21 protein-coding genes are annotated in these 22,386 nt (G+C 62.7%); 12 read left to right on the top strand and 9 right to left on the bottom strand.

The features are described 5' to 3' along the window. Window positions 1-258: 258 nt before the first annotated feature. Together FPT15_RS12145 and FPT15_RS12140 are read right to left on the bottom strand one after the other, a co-directional pair. Window positions 259-747 (bottom strand): GFA family protein, encoded by a 489-nt coding sequence (locus FPT15_RS12145; RefSeq protein WP_145161198.1) that lies wholly within the window; start codon window positions 745-747, stop codon window positions 259-261. Between the two features lie 32 nt (window positions 748-779). Then, window positions 780-1,670 (bottom strand): LysR family transcriptional regulator, encoded by an 891-nt coding sequence (locus FPT15_RS12140; RefSeq protein WP_145161196.1) that lies wholly within the window; start codon window positions 1,668-1,670, stop codon window positions 780-782. Between the two features lie 253 nt (window positions 1,671-1,923). Between FPT15_RS12140 and FPT15_RS12135 the strand changes: the two genes are divergently transcribed. From FPT15_RS12135 to dctM, 8 genes are all read left to right on the top strand, one after another. Next, entirely contained in the window at window positions 1,924-2,742 is an 819-nt protein-coding gene (locus tag FPT15_RS12135) for a MaoC family dehydratase N-terminal domain-containing protein (RefSeq protein ID WP_145161193.1), read from the top strand. A gap of 28 nt (window positions 2,743-2,770) precedes the next feature. Further along, complete coding sequence (locus tag FPT15_RS12130; protein WP_145161191.1) at window positions 2,771-3,934, top strand: acyl-CoA dehydrogenase family protein; 1,164 nt, start codon at window positions 2,771-2,773, stop codon at window positions 3,932-3,934. A gap of 10 nt (window positions 3,935-3,944) precedes the next feature. Then, a complete protein-coding gene (locus tag FPT15_RS12125) occupies window positions 3,945-5,294 on the top strand; it encodes an MmgE/PrpD family protein (RefSeq protein ID WP_145161189.1) in 1,350 nt (449 codons plus the stop codon). A gap of 9 nt (window positions 5,295-5,303) precedes the next feature. Next, complete coding sequence (locus FPT15_RS12120; RefSeq protein ID WP_145161187.1) at window positions 5,304-6,497, top strand: CaiB/BaiF CoA-transferase family protein; 1,194 nt, start codon at window positions 5,304-5,306, stop codon at window positions 6,495-6,497. 15 nt (window positions 6,498-6,512) lie between these two features. Then, complete coding sequence (locus tag FPT15_RS12115) at window positions 6,513-7,328, top strand: CoA ester lyase (protein WP_145161185.1); 816 nt, start codon at window positions 6,513-6,515, stop codon at window positions 7,326-7,328. A 241-nt stretch (window positions 7,329-7,569) separates the two neighbouring features. Beyond that, window positions 7,570-8,553, top strand: coding sequence for a TRAP transporter substrate-binding protein (locus FPT15_RS12110; protein ID WP_145161183.1), 984 nt, complete (start codon window positions 7,570-7,572; stop codon window positions 8,551-8,553). A 193-nt stretch (window positions 8,554-8,746) separates the two neighbouring features. Further along, window positions 8,747-9,379, top strand: coding sequence for a TRAP transporter small permease (locus FPT15_RS12105; protein WP_145161181.1), 633 nt, complete (start codon window positions 8,747-8,749; stop codon window positions 9,377-9,379). Beyond that, entirely contained in the window at window positions 9,379-10,659 is a 1,281-nt protein-coding gene (gene dctM / locus FPT15_RS12100) for a C4-dicarboxylate TRAP transporter large permease protein DctM (protein ID WP_071487261.1), read from the top strand. Before FPT15_RS12105 ends, dctM begins: the two co-directional genes overlap by 1 nt. A gap of 132 nt (window positions 10,660-10,791) precedes the next feature. Here dctM and ampC read toward each other — a convergent pair whose 3' ends face one another. After that, window positions 10,792-11,946 (bottom strand): class C beta-lactamase, encoded by a 1,155-nt coding sequence (ampC, locus tag FPT15_RS12095; RefSeq protein WP_145161179.1) that lies wholly within the window; start codon window positions 11,944-11,946, stop codon window positions 10,792-10,794. 127 nt (window positions 11,947-12,073) lie between these two features. Between ampC and FPT15_RS12090 the strand changes: the two genes are divergently transcribed. Further along, window positions 12,074-12,952, top strand: a complete 879-nt coding sequence (locus tag FPT15_RS12090) for a LysR family transcriptional regulator (protein WP_145161177.1) — start codon at window positions 12,074-12,076, stop codon at window positions 12,950-12,952. 49 nt (window positions 12,953-13,001) lie between these two features. Then, entirely contained in the window at window positions 13,002-13,895 is an 894-nt protein-coding gene (locus tag FPT15_RS12085) for a LysR family transcriptional regulator (RefSeq protein WP_145161175.1), read from the top strand. Here the strand turns inward: FPT15_RS12085 and FPT15_RS12080 are convergent, their stop codons facing one another. Genes FPT15_RS12080 through FPT15_RS12070 form a run of 3 tightly spaced genes read right to left on the bottom strand, consistent with a single transcriptional unit; the run spans window position 13,896 to window position 17,287 of the window. Then, on the bottom strand, window positions 13,896-14,471 hold the full coding sequence (locus FPT15_RS12080; RefSeq protein WP_145161173.1) for a DUF1349 domain-containing protein: 576 nt from the start codon (window positions 14,469-14,471) through the stop codon (window positions 13,896-13,898). Window positions 14,472-14,528: 57 nt separating this feature from the next. Next, window positions 14,529-16,031, bottom strand: coding sequence for an APC family permease (locus FPT15_RS12075; protein ID WP_145161171.1), 1,503 nt, complete (start codon window positions 16,029-16,031; stop codon window positions 14,529-14,531). After that, entirely contained in the window at window positions 16,028-17,287 is a 1,260-nt protein-coding gene (locus FPT15_RS12070; RefSeq protein ID WP_256676432.1) for an aspartate aminotransferase family protein, read from the bottom strand. Before FPT15_RS12070 ends, FPT15_RS12075 begins: the two co-directional genes overlap by 4 nt. Window positions 17,288-17,543: 256 nt before the next feature. Between FPT15_RS12070 and FPT15_RS12065 the strand changes: the two genes are divergently transcribed. Next, window positions 17,544-18,728 (top strand): DUF2252 domain-containing protein, encoded by a 1,185-nt coding sequence (locus FPT15_RS12065; protein WP_145161167.1) that lies wholly within the window; start codon window positions 17,544-17,546, stop codon window positions 18,726-18,728. A gap of 598 nt (window positions 18,729-19,326) precedes the next feature. Here FPT15_RS12065 and yghX read toward each other — a convergent pair. Both yghX and FPT15_RS12055 read right to left on the bottom strand, forming a co-directional pair. Beyond that, a complete protein-coding gene (gene yghX / locus FPT15_RS12060) occupies window positions 19,327-20,214 on the bottom strand; it encodes a YghX family hydrolase (protein ID WP_145161165.1) in 888 nt (295 codons plus the stop codon). A 44-nt stretch (window positions 20,215-20,258) separates the two neighbouring features. Beyond that, on the bottom strand, window positions 20,259-20,753 hold the full coding sequence (locus FPT15_RS12055; RefSeq protein WP_145161163.1) for a PaaI family thioesterase: 495 nt from the start codon (window positions 20,751-20,753) through the stop codon (window positions 20,259-20,261). Window positions 20,754-20,874: 121 nt separating this feature from the next. On the opposite strand from FPT15_RS12055, the gene FPT15_RS12050 reads away from it, so the two are divergent. Beyond that, a complete protein-coding gene (locus FPT15_RS12050) occupies window positions 20,875-21,441 on the top strand; it encodes a YceI family protein (RefSeq protein WP_178119685.1) in 567 nt (188 codons plus the stop codon). Here the strand turns inward: FPT15_RS12050 and FPT15_RS12045 are convergent. Beyond that, complete coding sequence (locus FPT15_RS12045; protein WP_145161161.1) at window positions 21,438-22,328, bottom strand: DMT family transporter; 891 nt, start codon at window positions 22,326-22,328, stop codon at window positions 21,438-21,440. The two genes, FPT15_RS12050 and FPT15_RS12045, sit on opposite strands and share 4 nt — an antisense overlap. Window positions 22,329-22,386 lie beyond the last annotated feature (58 nt).

The following is a 22,386-nucleotide window of genomic DNA, read 5'->3' as shown; positions in this document are numbered from 1 at the left end:
GCTCCCACCTTTGACCGAGTACAACCGACACACCTCTGAATGATGCACAGAGATCAACTGTGGGAGCGGGCTTGCCCGCGAGGGCGGTGGTTCAGTCAGCTCATGTGTCACTGACATACTGCTTTCGCGAGCAAGCCAGCTCCCACATTTGACCGAGTACAAACGAGCAGCACACCTATCTACCTGATGCACTTCGAATGCTAGGGCTGCGCGGGCCAACAATCTTTGGGCGCTTTGTCGGGAAACGGTCAAAGACTGTTAACGGGTCAACCCGAGGCGCTCATGCCATTGGGCGATGGATTCTTCGGGGTATTCGTCGAACTGCAGGTCGCCTTTGCGCACGCTGACTTCAACCCAGGGCGCCCTGGAGCCGAGCATCAAGTGCGTGTGTTCCGGCGGCACCGGCAACGGCGTGTCGATGGCTGAGGCGAACGGATGAATCAGCTCCGGCCACTGCGGGCTGAACAGCCACAGTGCGCTGCCGCATTGCGAGCAGAAATGCCGTTCGGCGGTGCTCGCATGTGCACGGCTGGCGCCCTCGGGCTTGAGCCTGGCGTGGTAGATCGAAATCTGTTTGCGCCCCTGGACCTTCAGGCTTTGCGTATCGCCGGCAAGGTTGATCGCATAACCGCCGCCGCCTTGGGTTTTGCGGCAGATCGAGCAGTAGCAACGCTGGTAGGGGTACGGGTGCTGGCTGGTCAGACTGAACGTTACGGCACCGCAATGGCAGGATCCTTCGAGTTGCATGGCAGTCTCCTCTGGCAAGGTGACTGTTCAGCTTAGGCGCTTTGCGGCATCAGGGTAGCAATCAGCGCCCGAATGGTGCCCGGCAGTGCTTCCAGTTCGCGCACCAGAATACTGCGCTCGCGAATGGCCCAGGGTTCATCCAGTTTGACCGCCACCAACTGCATGGTCCGGCTGTGCCGCACAGCCGCAGACTCGGGAATGATGCCGATGCCCACGCCAGCCTCGACCATCCGGCAGATCGCCTCAAAGCTCGACACCTGGATACGCAGCGACAAATGCTTGCCGAGCCGTTCCACGTGCTCGCGCAAAAAGGTTAACAACGTGCTGCCTTCGTGCAGGCCGATATGTTGGTACGCGAGGGTTTGTTCCAGCGTCACCGACGGCTGGTCGGCCAAGGGGTGGCCGACGGGCACCATCAGCACCAGTTCATCGGTGCTGAAATGCAGCACCTGCAAACCTGCCGCTTCAACCGGCCCGGCGATGATGCCCATGTCGCTGGTGCCATCGAGCACACCGCGCACGATATCGCGGGACAGGCGCTCTTGCAGGTCGACGGTCACGCCGGGGCGCTGGGACAGGAAGCCCGCCAGCACCTCCGGCAAAAACTCGGTGACCGCCGTGGTGTTGGCGAAGATGCGGATATGCCCGGCCGAATCCACGCCGTATTGGGTGAACTCGCTCTTGAGGTAATCAACTTGGCGCATGATCAGCCGCGCATGGTGCAGCAAGCGTTCGCCCGCCGGGGTGATCTCCACGCCCCGACTGTCGCGGTACAGCAGGCGCGTGTCGAGTTGGCCTTCCAGCGCCTTGATCCGCGCACTGGCGGCGGCGGGCGAGAGAAACGCGCGTTTCGCGCCTTGGGTCAGGCTGGGGGATTCGGCGATATGGATAAACAGGCGCAGGTCGGCGAGATCGAAGTGCATGCAAAACACCTATTCGGCAACGGTGAAGATCAATTGTGGGAGCTGGCTTGCCTGCGATGGCGGTGGATCAGGCGATGCATGTGCAACCTGACGCAACGCCATCGCAGGCAAGCCAGCTCCCACAGCGGATTGGAGGTGTGACAAGCGGCGTTCAGCATAACCGAACGCTGGTTTATTGAAATGCAAATTCTCAGAACGGGCAGGCGCTTGCATGATCCGGGGCAGACCACCACTGCCAGAGGATGTGTACCCGATGAGCGCCACCGATTGGATCGGCCGAAGTGAAACCGCCCACGACCACCTGAGCCATAACCTGCTCAAGCGTATTGCCGCGACCTTCGGCGAAGCGGTGCCCCAGGATGGCGAGGCCGTTCCACCGTTGTGGCAGTGGTGTTTTTTTCAAGACCCGTTGCCCGAATCGGCCCTGGGCACCGACGGCCACCCGGCGCGTGGCGGCTTCCTGCCGCCGGCGGACAATCGCAATCGCATGTGGGCCGGTGGGCGCATCGAGTTCCTGCACGCTTTGCGCGCCGGTGAGGCGGCCACCCGCGAATCGACCATCACTCAGGTCGAAGAAAAGACCGGCCGCACCGGTTCGCTGCTGTTTGTCACCGTGCGCCATGACTATTCCCAAGGCGGTCGCCTGGCGATTCGCGAAGAACAGGACATTGTCTACCGCGAACCCACGCCACCCAAGCAGGGCAGCGGCGAGGCACTGGCCCAGGGTGAATGGCAGGAGACGGTCGACCCCACGCCAACCCTGCTGTTTCGCTACAGCGCCGTGACCTTCAACGGCCACCGCATCCATTACGACTACCCCTACGTCACCGGCACCGAAGGCTATTCGGGCCTGGTGGTGCATGGGCCGTTGATCGCCACCTTGAGCCTGCGCGCGTTTTGCCGTGCCCATCCGCAAGCCACCCTGCGCCGGTTGGGCTATCGCGGCGTGCGCCCGTTGATCGCGCCGCAACCGTTTGCACTGAGCGGGCGCGTGACGGCACCCGGCGTGGCGCAGTTGTGGGCCGGCAATGCCGAGGGCGTGGCGCAAACAGCCGAACTGCATTTCGAATAACACCAGAACAACAGGCGGAGAGCCGTTAATGAACCCCAATGACAACGAAGAACTCAATGCCATCCGCGAAGGCGTGCGCGCCCTGTGCGCCGAATTCGATGCCGCTTACTGGCGCAAGGTCGACGAACAAAAAGGCTTCCCCGAAGCCTTCGTCAAAGTCCTGACCGACGCCGGCTGGCTGTCGGCGATGATCCCGGAAGAATACGGCGGCTCCGGCCTGGGCCTGGCTGAAGCCTCGGTGATTCTTGAAGAAGTGAACCGCTGCGGCGGCAATTCCGGCACGGTTCACGGCCAGATGTACAACATGTTCACCTTGCTGCGCCATGGCAGCGACGCGCAGAAAAGCTTCTACCTGCCCAAGCTCGCCAGCGGCGAACTGCGCCTGCAATCGATGGGGGTTACCGAGCCCACCACCGGCACCGACACCACCAAGATCAAGACCACCGCGATTCAGCGCGGCGACAAATACGTGATCAATGGCCAGAAAGTCTGGATCTCGCGGGTGCAGCATTCCGACCTGATGATCCTGCTGGCGCGCACCACGCCACTGGCCGAGGTGAAGAAAAAGTCCGAGGGCATGTCGATCTTCCTGGTGGACCTGCGCGAAGCCATCGGCAACGGCCTGACCGTGCAGCCCATCGCCAACATGGTCAACCACGAAACCAACGAGCTGTTCTTCGACAACCTGGAGCTGCCCAAGGGCAGCCTGATCGGCGAGGAGGGCAAGGGCTTCAAATACATCCTCGACGGCCTGAATGCCGAGCGCACGCTGATTGCCGCCGAATGCATCGGCGACGGCCGCTGGTTTATCGAAAAGGCCAGCGCTTATGCCCGCGACCGCGTGGTATTTGGCCGGCCTATCGGGCAGAACCAGGGCGTGCAGTTCCCGATTGCCGAAGCGCACATCGAGATTGAGGCAGCGGACCTGATGCGCTGGCGCGCATGCGCGGAGTACGACAGCGGCCAGAATGCCGGGGCCAGCGCCAACATGGCCAAGTACCTGGCAGCCAAGGCATCGTGGGAAGCGGCCAACGCCTGCCTGCAAACCCACGGCGGTTTCGGGTTTGCCTGCGAGTACGACGTGGAGCGCAAATTCCGCGAAACCCGTCTGTACCAGGTGGCGCCGATCTCCACCAACCTGATCCTGTCCTACGTGGCCGAGCATTTGCTCGAACTGCCACGCAGCTTCTGAGGGCCTGACCATGAGCCATACCCAAGCCCTGTGTCGGTTTCTCGCCGAGTTGAACTACGAACAGTTGCCCGACAACGTGCTGGCGCGCACCGAAGACCTTTACCTGGATTGGCTCGCCTCTGCATTGGCGAGCAAGGGCGCGCACCCGATTCCTTTGTTCGAGCGCTACGCACAAAAGATGGGCCCGAGCAGCGGCCCGGCGCAGATCATCGTCAGTGGCGCCAGCAGCAGCGCGTATTTCGCCGCGCTGGTCAACGGCGCCGCGTCCCATCTGGTGGAGCAGGATGACCTGCACAACAGCTCGGTGCTGCACCCGGCCACCGTGGTGTTTCCGGCTGCCTTGGCTGCCGCGCAAGACCTCGGTAAGTCTGGCCGTGAGCTGTTGCTGGCGTCGGTGGCGGGCTATGAAGCCGGGATTCGCATCGGCGAATTCATGGGGCGTTCTCACTACCGTATCTTCCACACCACGGCGACTGTCGGCACCCTGGCGGCGGCCGTTGCGGTGGGCAAGCTGCTGGATTTCAACGAAGAACAATTCATCAACCTGCTCGGCAGCGCCGGCACCCAGGCCGCCGGCCTTTGGGAGTTCCTGCGCGATGCCGCCGACTCCAAGCAACTGCACACCGCCAAGGCCGCCGCCGATGGCTTGCTCGCCGCGTACCTGACCGCAGACGGACTGACCGGCGCGCGCAATATTCTTGAAGGCGACCAAGGGTTGGCCGCGGGCATGTCCAGTGATGCGCAGCCGAGCAAATTGTCGGCCGACCTGGGCACGCGCTGGGCGCTGCTGGAAACCTCGTTCAAGTTTCACGCGTCGTGCCGCCACACCCATCCTGCCGCCGATGCGCTGTTGGATTTGATGCAGCGCGAAGGGCTGGGCGCTGAACAGATCGCCCGCGTGCAAACCCGTGTGCACCAGGGCGCCATCGATGTCCTGGGCCGCGTGGCAGTGCCCGCGACCGTGCACCAGGCCAAGTTTTCCATGGGCACGGTGCTCGGCCTGATCGCCGTGCATGGCAAGGCCGGGCTCACCGAGTTTCACCAACTGGCGCTGACCGATCCCGCCGTTGCGAGCTTTCGCGACAAGGTCAGCATGACGCTGGACCCTGAAGTGGACGGCGCCTACCCGCAACGCTGGCTGGGCCGCGTCACCGTCACCACGGTCGACGGCCGCACGCTGCACGGCGCCATTGATGAGCCCAAGGGCGACCCGGGCAACACCTTGAGCCGTGAGGCGCTGGCGGACAAGTTCCAGTGCCTGACCCACTTCAGCGGCGCCCGCTCACCGGCCCAGGCCGATGCACTGATCGACAAGGCCTGGAACCTGCGTAACGCCGCGTCCATGGCCCACTGGCTTTGAGGATTTGTGATGAATAATCAACGACCGCTGGACGGCGTCACTGTCGTCAGCCTGGAACACGCGATTGCCGCGCCATTCTGCACGCGGCAACTGGCCGATTTGGGCGCCCGCGTCATCAAGATCGAACGCCCTGGCGCCGGTGATTTTGCGCGTGGTTACGACGAGCGCGTGCGCGGCCTGGCCTCGCATTTCGTGTGGACCAACCGCTCCAAGGAAAGCCTGACCCTGGACCTCAAGCAGGACGAGGCGGGCGCCATCCTCGACACCCTGCTGGCCGACGCCGATGTACTGGTGCAGAACCTCGCACCCGGCGCGGCGGCGCGCATGGGCTTGTCGTTTGAAGCGCTGCACGCGCGTTTCCCACGGCTGATCGTCTGCGATATTTCCGGCTATGGCGAAGGTGGGCCTTACGAGAAGAAAAAGGCCTATGACTTGCTGATCCAGAGCGAGGGCGGCTTTCTGTCGGTGACCGGCGGCCCCGGTGACGACCAGATGGCCAAGGCCGGTTGCTCCATCGCCGATATCTCTGCGGGCATGTACGCCTACAGCGGCATCCTCTCGGCGCTGCTGCTGCGCGGCAAAACGGGCAAGGGCAGCCGCATCGACGTGAGCATGCTCGAAAGCCTGGTGGAGTGGATGGGCTACCCGATGTATTACGCGTTCGACGGCGCGCCGCAACCCCCGCGCGCCGGCGCGGCGCACTCGACGATTTACCCGTATGGGCCATTCCCCACCGGCGACGGCGGCACGGTGATGCTTGGTTTGCAGAACGAACGCGAATGGGCGGCGTTCTGCGACAAGGTGCTGCTCACGCCGCAATTGGCTACCGATGAGCGTTTCTCGGCCAACTTCAAGCGTTCGGCCAACCGTGAAGTGCTGCGCCAGATCATTGTCGATAGCTTTGCGCAGCTGGACGCCGAGGCGGTGATCCAGCGTTTGGAAGACGCGCAGATTGCCAGTGCGCGTGTCAACGACATGCAGGGCGTGTGGGACCATCCGCAGCTCAAGGCGCGCGACAGTTGGCGTGAAGTCCAGAGCCCGGCCGGGCCGTTGCCGTCGCTGCTGCCACCGGCGCGCAATGCCGCGTTTACCCCACGGATGGATGCAGTGCCGGCACTCGGGCAGCACAGCCAGAGCATCCTTGATCAGCTCGGCTATTCGGGTGAAGCCATCGACACTCTGCGTGCACGCGGCGTTATCTAATAAGGAATTCAAGTGATGCCAAAGCCTTTGGTTCGTTCGGCCTTGTTTGTGCCCGGCAGTCGCCCGGAGCGGTTTGCCAAAGCGTTGGCCAGTGGCGCCGATGCGGTGATTGTCGATTTTGAAGACGCGGTCGAAGAGCCGCTCAAACGCCAGGCGCGGGATAACCTCGGGGCGTTTCTGCAAGGCCATCCCGAGGCCCAGGTGTGGGTGCGTATCAACGCGCCGGAGCATGCCGAGCATTTCGAAGACGTGGCGTTCTGCAAAGCCCATGCAAATGTGGCAGGCGTGCTGTTGCCCAAAGTCGAGAGCGCGGCGCAGGTGGCGGTGGTGGCGGCCACCGGCAAAATGATCTGGCCGATTATCGAAAGTGCGCGGGGTTTGTTGGCGGTGGCTGAAATCGCTCGGGCGCCGCAGGTGGAGCGCCTGTCGTTCGGGGGCCTGGACCTGGCGCTGGACTTGAACCTGAGCAGCCATTCCGCGGCCGCGCAGTTCGCCCTCGACCAGGCACGCCTGGCGTTGATCGTGCATTCGCGTGCGGCAGGGCTGGTCGCGCCGCTGGATGGCGTGCACCCGGCTATCGATGACCCTGAAGGTTTACGGCGTTCGATCCGGCACGCCTACGAGATGGGCTTTGCCGGCGCGCTGTGTATTCATCCCAGGCAGGTGGCGGTGATCCATGAGGCCCTGGCGCCGAGCGCCGATGATTTGGCCTGGGCCAAGCGCGTGGTAGAGGCCGGGGCGCACGGGGCAGGGGCCTATCAGATTGATGGGCAGATGGTGGATGCGCCGGTGCTGCTGCGCGCGCAGAGGTTGCTGGCGGCCAAGATATAGCTGACGAAACCGAATCAAAAACTGTGGGAGCTGGCTTGCCTGCGATTGCGGTGGCTCAGCTAACAAATCCACTGCCTGACACACCGCTATCGCAGGCAAGCCAGCTCCCACACTTGATCTTTATTGTTCTGAAGATTGGCGTTCGTCCTAGCCGAACGCAGGTATCTAAAATTCGAAATTCACTACACACGTGACATCAGGCACCTTGCCCTACAACACAACAATAAGAAGGTGATTGTCCATGCTCAAGCTTTCTCGGGCGCTGCTGTGCGCCGCCACGTTGTTTGCCGCGGGCCTGGCCCAGGCGGCGGACCCGATTGTGATCAAGTTCGCCCACGTGGTCGCCGAAAACACCCCCAAAGGTCAGGGCGCGCTGCTGTTCAAGAAGCTCGCCGAAGAGCGCCTGCCGGGCCGCGTCAAGGTTGAGGTGTACCCCAACTCGTCGCTGTTCGGCGACGGCAAGGAGATGGAAGCGCTGCTGCTGGGCGATGTGCAGATGCTGGCGCCGTCGCTGGCCAAGTTCGAGCAGTATACCAAGCAAGTGCAGATATACGACCTGCCGTTTTTGTTCAACGACCTGGCCGCCGTCGACCGCTTCCAGGCCGCGCAGGGCAAAGCCCTGCTGACCTCGATGCAAGACAAAAACATCCTCGGCCTGGCGTATTGGCACAACGGCCTCAAGCAACTCTCCTCCAACAAAGCCCTGCACGAACCCAAGGACGCCCGTGGCCTGAAGTTCCGTGTGCAAGCCTCCAGCGTGCTTGAGGAGCAGTTCAAGGCGATCCGCGCCAACCCGCGCAAGATGAGCTTTGCCGAGGTCTACCAGGGCCTGCAGACCGGCACCGTGAATGGCACCGAGAACACCTGGTCGAACTATGAAAGCCAGAAGGTCAACGAGGTGCAGAAGTACTTCACCGAGTCCAACCACGGCCTGATCGACTACATGGTGATCACCAACGCCACGTTCTGGAACGGCCTGCCGCCGGACATCCGCACCACCCTGGACCAGATCATGCTCGAGGTCACTGTGGAGGTGAACAAGCAGGCCGAGGCGCTGAACCAGTCGGCCAAGCAGAAGATCATCGACGCCAAGACCAGCGAAATCATCGAACTGACCCCCGAGCAACGCCAGCTCTGGCGCGAAGCCATGCGCCCGGTGTGGCAGAAGTTTGAAGGCGAGATTGGCGCCGACCTGATCAAGGCGGCGGACGCGTCCAACCAGTAGTTGGGCGAGCACCCAAACCTGCTTTGGAAACGGCTTTAGGTGGGCGCTGGCTTGCCTGCGATGCAGGCAACTCGGTGTATCTGCAGAACCGAGCTGCTCCCATCGCGGGCAAGCCCGGCTCCCACAGAGGTTCGCTCCCACAGGTTGAGCCGATTTCCACCCCGACATCATTCCCGCTTCGCGAGGTTTTGCCATGCAAACGCTAAGGCGCGTCTGGGAGCACCTGGAGGAAGGTTTTATCGCCTTCCTGCTGGCCGCCATGACCCTGGTGACATTTGTCTACGTCATGCTCAACAACATCTACACGCTGTTCTTTTCCCTGGCGGACAAGTGGGCGTGGAGCAGCAACTTCTTCAACGCCCTGGGCGACCACACCATGACCTGGGCCCAGGACATGACCTGGAGCGTGGCGCTGACCAAGGCCATGTTCGGCTGGCTGATTTTCTTCGGCATCTCCTACGGTGTGCGCACCGCCGGCCACCTCGGCGTGGACGCGCTGGTCAAGCTGACTAGGCGGCCGGTGCAACGCTTGCTCGGCATGCTCGCGTGCCTGTGCTGCCTGGCCTACGCGGGGCTGTTCATGATCGCCAGCTACAAGTGGGTGAGCGCGGTAATGACCGCCCATATTGGCGCCGAAGACCTCGACCAATACGGCGTGGACGTGGGCGATATTGTGATCATCGTGCCCATCGGTTTTGCCCTGGTGTTCATCCGCTACCTGGAAATTTTCTACCGCCTATTCACCCACCGTCAGGTCGGGTTGGGCCTGGCCGACGAGGCCGGCGAGGCCAGCAAGTTGGCCGGCAGCCATGAGGAGCGTCACTGATGGCCGTGCTCTGTCTGTTTTTGCTGCTGTTCGTGTTCATGTTCCTCGGCGTGCCGATTGCGATTTCCCTCGGGCTGTCCGGCGCGGTGTCGATCCTGATGTTCAGCCAGGATTCGGTGAGTTCGCTGGCGATCAAACTGTTTGAAACCTCTGACGCCTACACCTTTCTGGCGATTCCGTTCTTCCTGTTGTCCGGTGCGTTCATGACCACCGGCGGCGTGGCGCAGCGTTTGATCGACTTCGCCAACGCCTGTGTCGGCCACATCCGTGGCGGCCTGGCGATTGCGGCGGTGTTGGCGTGCATGCTGTTTGCCGCGCTGTCCGGCTCATCGCCGGCGACGGTGGCAGCGGTGGGTTCGATTGCCGTGGCGGGCATGGTGCGCTCCGGTTACCCGAAGGAATTCGGCGCGGGGATCATCTGTAACGCCGGGACCCTGGGCATTCTGATTCCGCCCTCGATTGTGATGGTGGTGTACTCGGCGGCCACCGAAACCTCGGTGGGCAAGCTGTTTATGGCCGGTGTGATTCCGGGCTTGCTGCTGGGCCTGATGTTGATGGTCGCGATCTACATCGTTGCGCGCATCAAAAAACTGCCGGCTCAACCGCGTGCGACCTTTCGTGAGTGGCTGACCTGTGCGCGCCGCGCATTCTGGGGCTTGCTGTTGCTGGTGATCATCCTCGGCGGCATCTACAGCGGCATGTTCACCCCGACGGAGGCCGCGGCGGTGGCGGCGGTGTACTCGGCGTTCGTGGCGTTGTTCATCTACAAGGACATGAAATTTCGCGACTGCCCCAAGGTGTTGCTGGAGTCGGGGCGCCTGGCGATCATGCTGATGTTTATCATCGCCAACGCCATGCTGTTCGCCCACGTGCTGACCACCGAGCAGATCCCGCAGGAAATCACCGCCTGGGTGATCTCTGAAGGCCTCACGCCGATCGGCTTTCTGATCATGGTCAATATCGTGTTGCTGGTGGCGGGCAGCTTTATGGAGCCGTCGGCCATTGTGTTGATCCTGGCGCCGATCTTCTTCCCGATTGCCATGAAGCTGGGCATCGACCCGATTCACCTGGGGATCGTGATGGTGGTGAATATGGAAATCGGCCTGGTGCACCCACCCGTGGGGTTGAACCTGTTCGTGACCTCGGCGGTGACCGGCCTGACCCTGGGGCAGACCATACGCGCGGCATTGCCGTGGCTGATGATCTTGCTGGTGTTCCTGATTATGGTGACTTACTTGCCGTTCATTTCGCTGGCGTTGCCGCACTGGCTGGGGATGTAACGCTCAACAACACAGTAATACTTTGTGGGAGCCGGGCTTGCCCGCGATGAGGGCGTGCCAGACGCTGCATATGGCGACTGACACACCGCTATCGCGGGCAAGCCCGCTCCCACAGTTGATTTTTGCCAGGCTTTAGTGATCCATCGCGCTCAAGATCGCGTGCGCCACCTTGACCCGTTCAGCGTTGGGGTAATTCTTGTTCGCCAGCATCACCACGCCCATGTCCTTGCTCGGCACGTACACCACGTACGCCCCGAAACCGCCAGTCGAGCCGGTTTTGTTGTACAGCACATTGGCCGGTTGCGGCTGTGCGGGCGACAGCCAGTTGACCTTGTGCGGCTCGATCGCCATAGGCGTGGAGTTGCCCTCCAGCAAGGCTTGCAGCGTGACCGGGTAAGGGTAGCGCTCCCAGCCCAGGCCCTGGGTCATGCCGTTCACGGTGTAGTAGCCCGCGTGGGTGGTGGCAATCGCTTGTTGCAGCGGCTTTTCCAGGGTTTGCGGGTGCATGTTCACCATCACGTAGTGAGCCAGGTCGTGGGCGCTGGTCTTGATGCCGTAGGCTTCGCTGTCCAGCGCGCCGGGGCTGACGCGTACGGGCTTCTGGTTGTTGTCGTAGCCTTGGGCGTACAGCGCGGATTTGTCCGCGGGCACGCTGACGTGGGTGTTGGTCAAGCCCAGCTTGGGCAGCAGGGTTTTTTCCATGGCCACGTTGAACGGCTGGCCGAGGCTTTGCGCCGCCAGATAGCCGAACAGCCCGATGCTCGGGTTCGAATACAGGCGTTGTGCGCCCGGTGCGTAAGTCGGTTTCCAGTGCTGGAAGTAGCCGAGCATGGTCTCGGCACTGTCGGCAGCGTCGGGAAATTGCAGGGGCAGGCCGCCGGCGGTGTAGGTTGCCAGCTGCAGCAGGCTGATCTTGTCGAAGGCGCTGCCGGCCAATGCGGGCAAGTGCTGGCTGGCGGTGTCCGAGAGCTTGAGCTTGCCGGTCGCCTGGGCGTAACCGCCGAGGGTGGCGGTGAAGGTTTTACTCACCGAGCCGACTTCAAACAGGGTGTTTTCGCTGACCGGCTGCTGGGTTTCTTTCGAGGCCGTGCCGTAGTTAAAGTATTGCACCTTGCCGTTCTGGACCACGGCGACCGCCAGGCCCGGAATGGCCTGTTGTTGCATCAACGGTTTTACGCGGGCGTCTACCACGGCCTGCAGGTCAGTTGCCGCCACGCAGTTGCCGGCAGCGATGAATACGGCCAGGGCGGTTAAATTACGCACTCCAAACAGAGAAAGTTGGGGCATGATGTCGCTTCCATGAGGTGATCGATTAAATAGAAAGCCTGCGCAGGCGGGGCAAATGTAGGCAGTTTGCCGGCCGCGATCAAACGATCATATCTCGCACCAGCCATTAGAAAATCTGGGGTCAAGCATGCTGCGTTCCCATCTGCCGCTCAATGCCTTGCGCGCCTTCGAGGCGTCGGCCCGCCACTTGAGCTTTACCCGGGCCGCCATTGAGCTGTGTGTGACCCAGGCGGCGGTCAGCCATCAGGTGAAAAGCCTTGAAGTTCAACTCAATGTCACCTTGTTCAAGCGCCTGCCACGCGGCTTGATGCTCACCCGTGAGGGCGAGACCCTGCTGCCAGTGGTGCGCGAATCGTTTGACCGCATTGCCCAGACGCTCAGCCAGTTCGAAGGCGGGCATTACCGCGAAGTGCTCACCGTAGGCGCGGTGGGCACCTTTACCGTGGGTTGGCTGCTGCCACGCCTGCCGGACTTTCAGGCGCGCTACCCGTTTATCGACCTGCGCCTGTCCACCCACAACAACCGTGTGGACGTGGCCGCCGAAGGCCTGGATTACGCGATCCGCTTCGGCGCTGGCGCCTGGCACGGCACCGACGCCTGTGAATTGCTGGCGGCGCCGTTGACCGTGCTGTGTACACCCACGCTGGCCGAGCAATTGCGCACGCCGGCCGACCTGTTGAAACACACGCTGCTGCGCTCCTACCGCGCCGATGAGTGGACCCAATGGTTCCAGGCCGCAGGCCTGCCCGCCGACACCGTCGTGCCGCGCAGCATCGTCTTCGATTCGTCGCTGGCAATGATGGAAGCGGCGCTGCAAGGCATCGGCGTGGCGCTGGCCCCGGCGATGATGTTCTCGCGGCAATTGGCGACGGATGTGATTCGCCAGCCGTTCAACGTTGGCATTACCACCGGCAGTTATTGGCTGACGCGTCTGCAGTCGCGGGCCGAAACCTCGGCGATGCTGGCGTTCAAGGGCTGGCTGCAAGCCGTATCCGCCGACGCCTGACTCGTGCCATTCTCGACCTGGGCCATCGAACTGATCAACAGGAGAGCCGATGCAGACTTCCGGCGTGGACATCCGTCAACTCAAGGCCTTTGTGGTAGTGGCCGAAGAGCTCAGCTTCGTGCGCGCCGCCACGCGCCTGCATGTGTCGCAACCGGCCTTGTCGCAGACCATTCGCCAGTTCGAGGCGCTGCTGGATGTGCAACTGTTCGAACGCAATACCCGCAACGTTGCGCTGACCGGCGCCGGCCAGGCGCTGTTGCTGGAGGCGCGGGAAGTTGTGAATGGCGTCGGCCGCTTGGTGCAAACCGCCCGCGAGCACGCGCGCGGTGTGCGCGGTCGCTTGAACGTGGGCTTCCTGATCGGCGCCGGGGTCGACCTGATGCCGCAGATCCTCAGCGTGTTCGCCAAGCGCTACCCCGAGATCGAACTGGTGGTGCGCGAGTACGACTTCGCTTCACCTCTGGCCGGCATCGATGCCGGCATGGACGTCGCGGTGCTGCGCCCACCGTTGGGGCTGCCGGCGATCGAGTTGCACACGTTGGTCGCCGAGCCTTGCGTGGCCTGCCTGGCATCCAGCCATCGACTCGCGGGCGAAAGCCGCGTCAGCGTGCATGACCTGCTCGATGAGCCGATCATTGCCGCGCCGGGCAGTGGCGTCTGGCGCAGTTACTGGACCGCCGATGCCTACCGCAACGGGCAGCCGGCGCGGATCGTGCACGAAGCCTCGACGGTGGAAACCGAATTGCAGGCGGTAGCGTCGGAGCGCGGAATCAGCATCACGGCACTCTCCACCGCACGTTTTTACGCACGGCCCGGGTTGGCGTTCCCGGTGATCAGTGACATGCCGATGTGCGAAGTGGCGGTGGCCTTGCCGCCGCACCCGAGCATGGCCGCGCGCAACTTCGCCGAACTGGCCGTGGAAGTGGCGAGCGGCCGCCCCTAGTCAGGACAGGTCGTGCAGCGATTTGCCGTTCGGCGCGCTGACCTGCCATTCGCAAAAGCGCACTTCCAGGCCGCCGCGCTCAGGCGTGCAGCAGTACGGCCCGACCTGATACGACGGCGCGACAGGGAAGGGTGCCAGCCGCACCAGCGGCCAGCTCACGCCGTCCACCGAGACCTGCACGCGTAATACGCCGTTGGCCACGGTTGCGCGAATCCAGAAGGCTTGCGGGTCACCGGGGAACACGCCAGTGGCCCAGTCCGACACGCCATCGGTCAACACACTGCTGAGCAGCGTCACGCCATCGGACAGCTCGGCGCCGACCTTCACCCACTGCGTTTCATCAACCCGCACCATCAGCCCGGCCTGATCGTACAAGTGCGCAAAGCCGCCCTGGATTTTCACCTGGGCGGTGAATTCCCCCGGCGTTTGCACAAACAGAAAATGGCCGTTGTCACGCACGAAGCCGTAGTGGGTTTCGCGCCAGAAATCGGTGTGGGCATCGGTGGTGACCGTCAGCCTGTCGTCTTCGCGGGTCCACTGTTGTGGCGGGTTGAGCCAGGTAGCCTGGGCAAACATCGATAGACCTCCTTGAGAGTGACAAGCAAAACCCCGTTGCCGGGGTTTTGTGCGTGGCTAGTGATCGAGCAACTGACTGCTCGGCCCCGCGCTGCCGTTGTTGAGGCGCTTGCGCAGTGAGAACAGCCACCACAGCACGCCGACCCCCAGTGTAACGCCAGTGGTGATCGCGCCGGTGCGGCTTTCTTCAGGCACGCTGAGGGTGAGGATCACCGCGATGGCCCAGGCGCCGCCCAGCAGGATCATCGGCAACAGCCAGCGGCCCAGGCTGAACACACCGTCCGGGGCGCCGGGCATGCGGCCGTTGCGGTAAGCGAGGAAGGCTGCGATCAAGGTCAGCAGGTAGGTGCAGTAGTAGGTCAGGCCGACCATCGAGTAGATCGCCGTGACAAACCCGCCGCTGGCCAGGTTGAGCAGCACGGCGATGGCGGTGATCAGCACGATGGCCGCCACTGGCGTGCCGAAGTGCGGGTTGATCTTCGCCAGCACCTTGGAGCCCGGCAGCATATTGTCCCGCGACAGCGCGAAGGTCATGCGCGTGGCCACTGCCATATTGGCGATCAGGCACGCGAGGATCGAGGCGAAGGCAATCACTATCATGCCGATGCCCGCCGCGTCGCCCAGTTGCAGGCGCACGATATTGATCACCGGGTTTTCACTGTGGCTGAGCAGCTCGCTGACCGAGCCCGGTATCGCAATGCTCAGCAGCGCAAACACCACGAAACCCAGCACGCTGGACACCAGCACCGCGCGAATCATCGCTCGGGGCGCGGCGCGGCGCGGGTCTTTGGTTTCTTCGGACAGGTCAGCAGCGCCTTCCCAACCCAGCAGCACCGACACTGGCAACAAGGTGGCGAGGGCGAGGGTGGTGAAGCTGATGTCGCCGCCACTCACGGGCTTCGCCGAGGTCAGGATCGCCACGCCTTGGGTGTGTTCGAAGAAGAAAAACACGCCAAAGAACAAGGCAATCGCCAGCAGCACCGTGCCGATGATTTCGATGATCGCGCCGATGTCGTTGATCCGTGTAGCCAGGCGAATCCCGCAGATATTCAGCAGCCCTACCACCAGCGTCGCGCCGATGCTCAGGCCCTGGATCTGGCCTTGTGTAGGGTTGGCCCAAATCTCGGGGGCGAACACCGTGCCGATGGCGGCCGAAGTGGCCGCCGTGCCGGCGACAAACGAGGTGAACGCTACCCAGCCAGTGAACCAGCCGAAGTGATTGCCGGCCAGGCGGCTCGACCACTGATAGGCGTAACCGGTAAGCGGAATACGCCCGGCCAAATGGCAGTAGACCATCACGATGCAGCACACCAGCGGGATCACCAGCAGCCATAGCAGGATGCCGATGCCGCCGACGCGGTTGAACGGGTCGGCAAACAGCGTGACCACGCCGGTGTTGATCGAGACCATGGAGAAGGCCAGGGCAAACGAGGTGAAGGCACTCATGGTGCGGTGCATCTTTTGCTCGTAGCCAAGGCTCGCCAGGTCGGCGTCGTCGCTGGACAGCGTGGCTTGGCTATTCGGTGGGGCGGTGACGGGGCTTTCGACAATCGTGCTCATGGCCGTTGCTCCTCGATGATGCCGATCACTTCATCCAGCACGTCGAGGGCCTTGGCCAGCAGCGGGCGCTCAATGTCCAGCGGCGGCTTGACCTTGATCAGGTTGCCCAGGCCCGCGTAACGGCTCTCGCCGAACAATACGCCGCGCTCCAGCCCAAGGCGATAGACCTCTTGGGATTCACGGCATGCGGGCTCTTTGGTGGCGCGGTCCTTGACCAGCTCAATGGAGGCCATCAGGCCCGGGCAGCGCACGTCGCCGATCAGCGGGTGCCGGGTTTGCATGTCCTTGAGCCGTGCGGTGATGTATTCGCCCGAGTCGCGCGCCTTGTCGCACAGACCGTCGGCGACGATGGCTTCGACGGCGGCGTAACCTGCGGCCAGCGAAACGGGGAAGTGGCCAAAGGTCAGCGCTTCTTCACCTTCGTCAAACCACTTGAGTGTGTCGTCGGCCAGGATGCCGGCCAGCGGAAAGCCGCCGCCCACGCCTTTGCCGAACACGATGATGTCGGGCAGTACGTCGTAATAGTCCGCCGCCCACATCGTGCCCATGCGCCCGAAACCGGTTTGCACTTCATCGAAAATCAGTAACACGCCGAGGCGATCACAGATCTCGCGCACGCCTTTGTAGTACGAGCGCGGAAACTCGATGTGCCCGCCATTGCCCTGGATAGGCTCCATCATCACTGCTGCCACACCGCCGTCGACGCCTTTGAGAATGGTGTCTTCAAGCAGACCCAGGCACAGCTGGGATTCGGTTTCCGGGTCCAGCCCGAGTCGGGTGCGATACGGGTTCGGGTGCGGCACGCGGGTAAAGCGCGGCTGAATCGCCAGGAATGGGTTATTCGGGTGCGGCCAGCTGGCGCCGAGGGTGGCCAGCGAGCGGCCGTGGTAACCGTCTTGCAGCACCAGCAGGTTCTGCGCGCCGGGACGGTTTTTGAACGCCAGTTTCATCGCCATTTCACCGGCGAGGCTGCCATGCAGGGCAAAACCCATCTGGTTGAGCGAGGCCGGCGAGACTTCGCGCAGCTTCGCCACCAGCCGGGTGTGGGCGGGGGAGCCGAAGTTGGGGCGGATGTGGGTCATGTCGCGCAGTTGCGCAATCGCCGCCTCCACCACGCGCGGGTCGTTGGCCCCCAGGTTGTTCGACCATGCCTGGGCGGTGCAGTCGATGTATTCCTTGCCTTGGTCGTCCCACACCAGCGAGCCACGGGCCTTGACCAGGTTGATCTTGGTGGGCGCCTGGAGTGCAGTGTTCATCACGTCATTCATCTGCTTTATCTCTTTTTTTAGGGCGGCAGTGTTTGTGGATGTGTGCAGTTAGGGTTGTGACTCGCTGCATCGAGTAAGGCCGATGCTAGCGCGCAGGGGCGGGCGATTAGAAAGACGGATTAGCGACGGATTATTTGGTGTGGCTTATGAATTGAAACAGGCTCTTTGCCAGTTTTTTTGAAACATAATGAAACATTCCTTGTGGGGCTACGCTCTACCGCATCTCCCCGTACTGAGTTCATCCATGAAAACCCCGCGCCCCGCCGACCGCATGCCCCACCTCACGCAACTGCGCAACTTGAAGATGGCGCGCTCCGCCCACGCCTATGTGCGCGGCAGCACGGTGCAGTTTTATGAATGGCTGCACAGCCAGCCAGGCCGCCGCTTGCCGCACGGCCCGGCGATCTGGATCTGCGGCGATTGCCACGCCGGCAACCTGGGCCCGACCGGCGATATCAAGGGCCGTATCGACATGCACATCCGCGACCTTGACCAGACCGTGATCGGCAACCCGGCCCACGATCTGGTGCGCCTGGCCTTGTCGTTGGCCACCGCCGCACGCGGCTCGGACCTGCCGGGAGTGACCACCGCGCGCATGCTTGAAGAGATGATCGGCGGCTACGAACAAGCCTTCAAAGACAAGCCCGACGAAGTGCCGCCACGCCCATCCCAGGTCAAGGCCGGCATGCGCAGCGCGGTGGAGCGCACCTGGAAAAACCTGGCGCGTGAACGCATTGAAAACGTGCGGCCGACGATTCCACTGGGCAAGCACTTCTGGGCATTGTCGCGGGCAGAAAAGGGCGCCCTGCAGACCCTCTGCGCCTCGGATGAAATCCACCAGTTGGTCACCTCGCTCAAAGGCCGGCCCAAAGACGCCAAGGTTGAGCTGCTGGACTCAGCCTATTGGGTCAAGGGCTGCAGTTCCCTCGGCTTGCTGCGCTATGCGGCACTGCTGGGCGTGGGCGACAAGGATGATCAGGAATATTGCCTGATCGATATCAAGGAAGCCGTCGGCGCCGCTGCACCGCGTACACCGCGCGCGAAGATGCCCCGCGACAATGGGCGACGGGTGGTGGAAGGCGCGCGACAGCTGTCACCAGGCTTGGGTGAGCGCATGCTGGCGACGCGCTTTTTGGATCACGGATTCTTCATTCGCGAGCTGCTGCCCCAGGACATGAAGCTGGAGCTGGATGAACTCAGCGAAACCGACGCCATGCACGCCGCCGGCTACCTGGCCCGCGTGGTCGGCATCGCCCATGCCCGGCAAATGGACCGCGACACGCGCAAGCAGTGGATGGCGGTGCTGCAGGAAAACCGCTCGAAACAGCTGGATGCGCCGTCGTGGTTATGGACCAGCGTGGTGCAGTTGGTGGGGAGCCATGAGCAGGGTTATCTCAACCATTGTCGGCGGTATGCGTTGGAGCACTGATCTGGAAATCAGCGAAGAGCCAATGTGGGAGCTGGCTTGCCTGCGATAGCGGTGGGTCAGCCAGCCTATTGGTTACTGAAAGACCGTCATCGCAGGCAAGCCAGCTCCCACAGTTTTTTACTGTAAAAATTGAAAATCGGGGTCAGACCACGGTTTTGGATTAAGCGTGGTCCGCCCCTTATTTCTAAGCTGAGAGCTGGCTTGATGTGGCGAGCGGGCTTGCCCCGCGTTGGGCTGCGCAGCAGCCCCAGGAGCGTCAGCGCGGTTTTCCAGATGTATCGCGTCGTCAGGTTTCAGGGCCGCTTCGCGCCCCAACGCGGGGCAAGCCCGCTCGCCACAGGTGGATGTGGTGGTCTTTGAAGAAAATCGGGATCAGACCACGGTTTTGGATTAAGCGTGGTCTGCCCCTTATTTCTAAGCTGAGAGCTGGCTTGTTGTGGCGAGCGGGCTTGCCCCGCGTTGGGCTGCGCAGCAGCCCCAGAAGCGTCAGCGCGGTTTTCCAGATGTATCGCGTCGTCAGGTTTCAGGGCCGTTTCGCGCCCCAACGCGGGGCAAGCCCGCTCGCCACGGCAAGACAGCTTCCACATTTAGAGTGGGGTCAGGCCAGGTATTTGTGGAACCAGCCGAGGGTTCTTTCCCACGCCAGATTCGCCGCCGCCTCGTCATACCTGGGTGTTGAGTCATTGTGAAACCCGTGGTTGGCGCCCTTGTAGATGTACGCCTCGTACGTTGTGCCCGCCGACTTCAAGGCCTTCTCATACGCCGGCCAACCTTCGTTGATCCGCGTATCCAGCTCGCCGTAGTGCAGCATGATCGGCGCCTTGATCCGCGGCACATCTTTTGCCTCCGGCTGCTTTCCGTAAAACGACACCGCCGCGCCTAATTCGGGGTAAGCCACCGCCGCGGCATTGGTCACGCCGCCGCCATAGCAGAAGCCGGTAATCCCGACTTTGCCGGTGCTGTTGTCGTGGTGCATCAGCCATTCGATGGCGGCGAAGAAGTCGTTCATGAGTTTTTCGGGGTCGACTTTCTGTTGCAGTTCCACGCCTTTTTCATCGTTGCCCGGGTAGCCGCCCATGGAGGTGAGGCCGTCCGGCGCCAGGGCGATGAAGCCGGCTTTGGCCAGGCGGCGGGCGACGTCTTCGATGTAGGGGTTCAGGCCACGGTTTTCGTGAACCACCACCACCGCCGGCACCTTGCCGCTGGCCTTGGCCGGGCGTACCAGGTAGCCGCGCACCGTGCCGTTGCCTTTGGGCGAGGGGTAGGTGATGTAGTCGGCGATGATCTCCGGGTCGGTGAACTTGACCTGTTCGGCCAGCGCATAGTTGGGGCTCAGGGCCGCCAGCAGCGCAGAGGCGGTGAGGCCGCCGAAGGTGAACAGCGCGGCGCGGTCGAGAAATTCGCGGCGGTTGAGCTTGCCGTGGGCGTAGCCGTCGTAGAGTTCCAGCAGTTCGGGGGCAAAGTCTTTCGCGGTGAGACGAGTCATCGGTGCATTCCTCGATTAGCGGTGGCAATCAATGTAGACCAGGATCAGCCCGCGCGACCATGCGCGGCAGCGGCCAGCTGCCCAGTGTCGACGCGCACGAACACCGAGTCACCGATGGCCGTGAGCACGTCACCTGCGTACACCTCGCAGACCACGCGGCTTTTGCGTCCCACCTCGCCCTCAACCCGCGCGCGCAGGCTCAGCGTGACGCCCATGGGTGTGGGTTTGATGAATTTGATGCCGAGGTTGCCGGTGACGCAATCGATGCGCGGCAAGCTGCCGGGTTCACGTTGCTCGGCGCGGTAGTGATAAGCCATGGCCGTCCAGTTGGAATGACAGTCCACCAGCATGGCGATCAGGCCGCCGTAGACCAGGTCGGGCCAGCCGCTGTATTTGGCCTCGGGTTGATGCTCGGCGATGACATGGACGCCATCGGCGTCCCAACGGCTTTTGATGTGCAGGCCATGTGGATTGCTGCCGCCACAGCCGTAGCAGATGCCTTCGGGGGCGGTGGTGTCCTGCAGAGAAGGGGTGGGCATGAAAAGTCCTTATTGTTTTTCGCGACTACTCTGTTTAGCAGGACGCGCGCCCGATGGGAATAAATCCATGCCATGGCGTGTTAGCTCAGCACGTGTGTCCTTTTCTCTCGCGGAGCGTTTCATGAAGCGTCGAATGTCCAAGGTGTTTTTGCTGGCCCTCGTCTTCGGTTGGTTTTCCAGCGCGCGGGCCGTGGAATACAAAGACGTCAACCGCACCGCCAGCCAGATCAGCTTTACTTTCCAGCAGTTCGGGCAGCGGGTGTATGGCACCTTCAGCGACTTTGAAGGCACCCTGACGTTCGATACGCAAAAGCCCGAGGCGGCGCATGCGTTGCTCAAGATCCAGCTCGCCAGCATCGACGCCGGCAGCCCGGACGCCAATACCCAGTTGCAACAACCTGCGTGGTTCGACACCACGGCCTATCCGGTCGGCGTGTATGAATCCAGCGGCGCCACCGCGCTGGGCGACAACCGCTACACGATCACCGGCAACCTGACGATCAAGGGCATCACGCGGCCGGTGGACATCACTGTGCTGCTCAAGGAGCAAAGCGGCATCGGTGTGTTCGACGGTGAGTTTGTGCTCAAGCGCGATGACTTCAAGATCGGCGAAGGTGAGTGGGCGGGCAACAGCGTGGTGTCCAACGACATCACCATCAAGTTCAAGATGGTTGCGCCGCAGCGTTAGCGCGCGAAGCGCTTCGCGCCGGCCACGCAGCCGATCACCGCAACCGTCACCAGCACCATGCCGAGGCTGACCTGCTCATGCAGCAGGCCCGCTGCCAGCGCCAGGCCGAAGAAGGGTTGCAGCAACTGCAACTGGCCGACGGCGGCGATGCCCCCCTGGGCCAGGCCGCGGTACCAGAACACAAAGCCGATGAGCATGCTGAACAACGCCACATAGCCCAGGCTCAGCCAGGCCGGCAGGCTGATGCCGGTCAAGGTCGCAGGGGCGAGGATCAGACTCAGCGGCGCCACCACCGGCAGCGACACCACCAGCGCCCAGCAGATCACCTGCCACCCGCCCAAGGTGCGCGACAATTTGGCGCCCTCGGCATAGCCCAAACCGCATGCCAGCACCGCCAACAGCATCAGCACGTCACCCACGGGCGCGGCGCTCAAGCCTTGGGCGACGGCGTAACTCATCACCAACAGGCTGCCGAGCATCGAAAACAGCCAGAACACCGGGCGCGGCCGCTCGCCGCCACGCAGCACGCCGAATACCGCCGTGGCCAGCGGCAGCAGGCCGATGAAGACAATGGAGTGCGCCGAGGTCACGTATTGCAACGCCAGTGCCGTCAGCAGCGGGAAGCCAATCACCACACCGAGCGCGACGACTGCCAGCGGCATCCACTGCGCGCGCGCGGGGCGTTTCTCCTTGAACACACCGAGCAGGCACAGCCCCAGCGCGGCGGCGAGGGTGGCGCGGATCATGGTCAAAAATACCGGGTCGAACTCCATCACCGCCAGGCGCGTCGCCGGCAGTGAGCCGCTGAAAATGAGCACGCCAATAAAACCGTTGATCCAACCTTGAGTGCTGCTGTCGAGGCTGTTGAGGCGAAGGGTGCGTTCCATGAGGGCGTGCCTGAAAAGGTTAGGTTGCGTTTGGCTATCCTAGGATTGAAGATTAAGA

The organism is Pseudomonas sp. RGB, from assembly GCF_007713445.1.
Lineage (GTDB): Bacteria > Pseudomonadota > Gammaproteobacteria > Pseudomonadales > Pseudomonadaceae > Aquipseudomonas.
The sequence above is the reverse complement of the archived record's forward strand: the minus strand, read 5'-3'. Positions and strand labels throughout refer to the sequence as shown.

Coding starts and splice junctions, on each gene's coding strand:
- FPT15_RS12115 (WP_145161185.1), top strand. CDS start 6,513: ATGCCAAAGCCTTTGGTTCGTTCGGCCTTGTTTGTGCCCGGCAGTCGC.
- FPT15_RS12090 (WP_145161177.1), top strand. CDS start 12,074: ATGCTGCGTTCCCATCTGCCGCTCAATGCCTTGCGCGCCTTCGAGGCG.
- FPT15_RS12120 (WP_145161187.1), top strand. CDS start 5,304: ATGAATAATCAACGACCGCTGGACGGCGTCACTGTCGTCAGCCTGGAA.
- FPT15_RS12085 (WP_145161175.1), top strand. CDS start 13,002: ATGCAGACTTCCGGCGTGGACATCCGTCAACTCAAGGCCTTTGTGGTA.
- ampC (WP_145161179.1), bottom strand. CDS start 11,946: ATGCCCCAACTTTCTCTGTTTGGAGTGCGTAATTTAACCGCCCTGGCC.
- FPT15_RS12065 (WP_145161167.1), top strand. CDS start 17,544: ATGAAAACCCCGCGCCCCGCCGACCGCATGCCCCACCTCACGCAACTG.
- FPT15_RS12135 (WP_145161193.1), top strand. CDS start 1,924: ATGAGCGCCACCGATTGGATCGGCCGAAGTGAAACCGCCCACGACCAC.
- FPT15_RS12110 (WP_145161183.1), top strand. CDS start 7,570: ATGCTCAAGCTTTCTCGGGCGCTGCTGTGCGCCGCCACGTTGTTTGCC.
- FPT15_RS12140 (WP_145161196.1), bottom strand. CDS start 1,670: ATGCACTTCGATCTCGCCGACCTGCGCCTGTTTATCCATATCGCCGAA.
- dctM (WP_071487261.1), top strand. CDS start 9,379: ATGGCCGTGCTCTGTCTGTTTTTGCTGCTGTTCGTGTTCATGTTCCTC.
- FPT15_RS12045 (WP_145161161.1), bottom strand. CDS start 22,328: ATGGAACGCACCCTTCGCCTCAACAGCCTCGACAGCAGCACTCAAGGT.
- FPT15_RS12050 (WP_178119685.1), top strand. CDS start 20,875: ATGAAGCGTCGAATGTCCAAGGTGTTTTTGCTGGCCCTCGTCTTCGGT.
- FPT15_RS12075 (WP_145161171.1), bottom strand. CDS start 16,031: ATGAGCACGATTGTCGAAAGCCCCGTCACCGCCCCACCGAATAGCCAA.
- FPT15_RS12080 (WP_145161173.1), bottom strand. CDS start 14,471: ATGTTTGCCCAGGCTACCTGGCTCAACCCGCCACAACAGTGGACCCGC.
- FPT15_RS12125 (WP_145161189.1), top strand. CDS start 3,945: ATGAGCCATACCCAAGCCCTGTGTCGGTTTCTCGCCGAGTTGAACTAC.
- FPT15_RS12105 (WP_145161181.1), top strand. CDS start 8,747: ATGCAAACGCTAAGGCGCGTCTGGGAGCACCTGGAGGAAGGTTTTATC.
- FPT15_RS12130 (WP_145161191.1), top strand. CDS start 2,771: ATGAACCCCAATGACAACGAAGAACTCAATGCCATCCGCGAAGGCGTG.
- yghX (WP_145161165.1), bottom strand. CDS start 20,214: ATGACTCGTCTCACCGCGAAAGACTTTGCCCCCGAACTGCTGGAACTC.
- FPT15_RS12070 (WP_256676432.1), bottom strand. CDS start 17,287: ATGAACACTGCACTCCAGGCGCCCACCAAGATCAACCTGGTCAAGGCC.
- FPT15_RS12055 (WP_145161163.1), bottom strand. CDS start 20,753: ATGCCCACCCCTTCTCTGCAGGACACCACCGCCCCCGAAGGCATCTGC.
- FPT15_RS12145 (WP_145161198.1), bottom strand. CDS start 747: ATGCAACTCGAAGGATCCTGCCATTGCGGTGCCGTAACGTTCAGTCTG.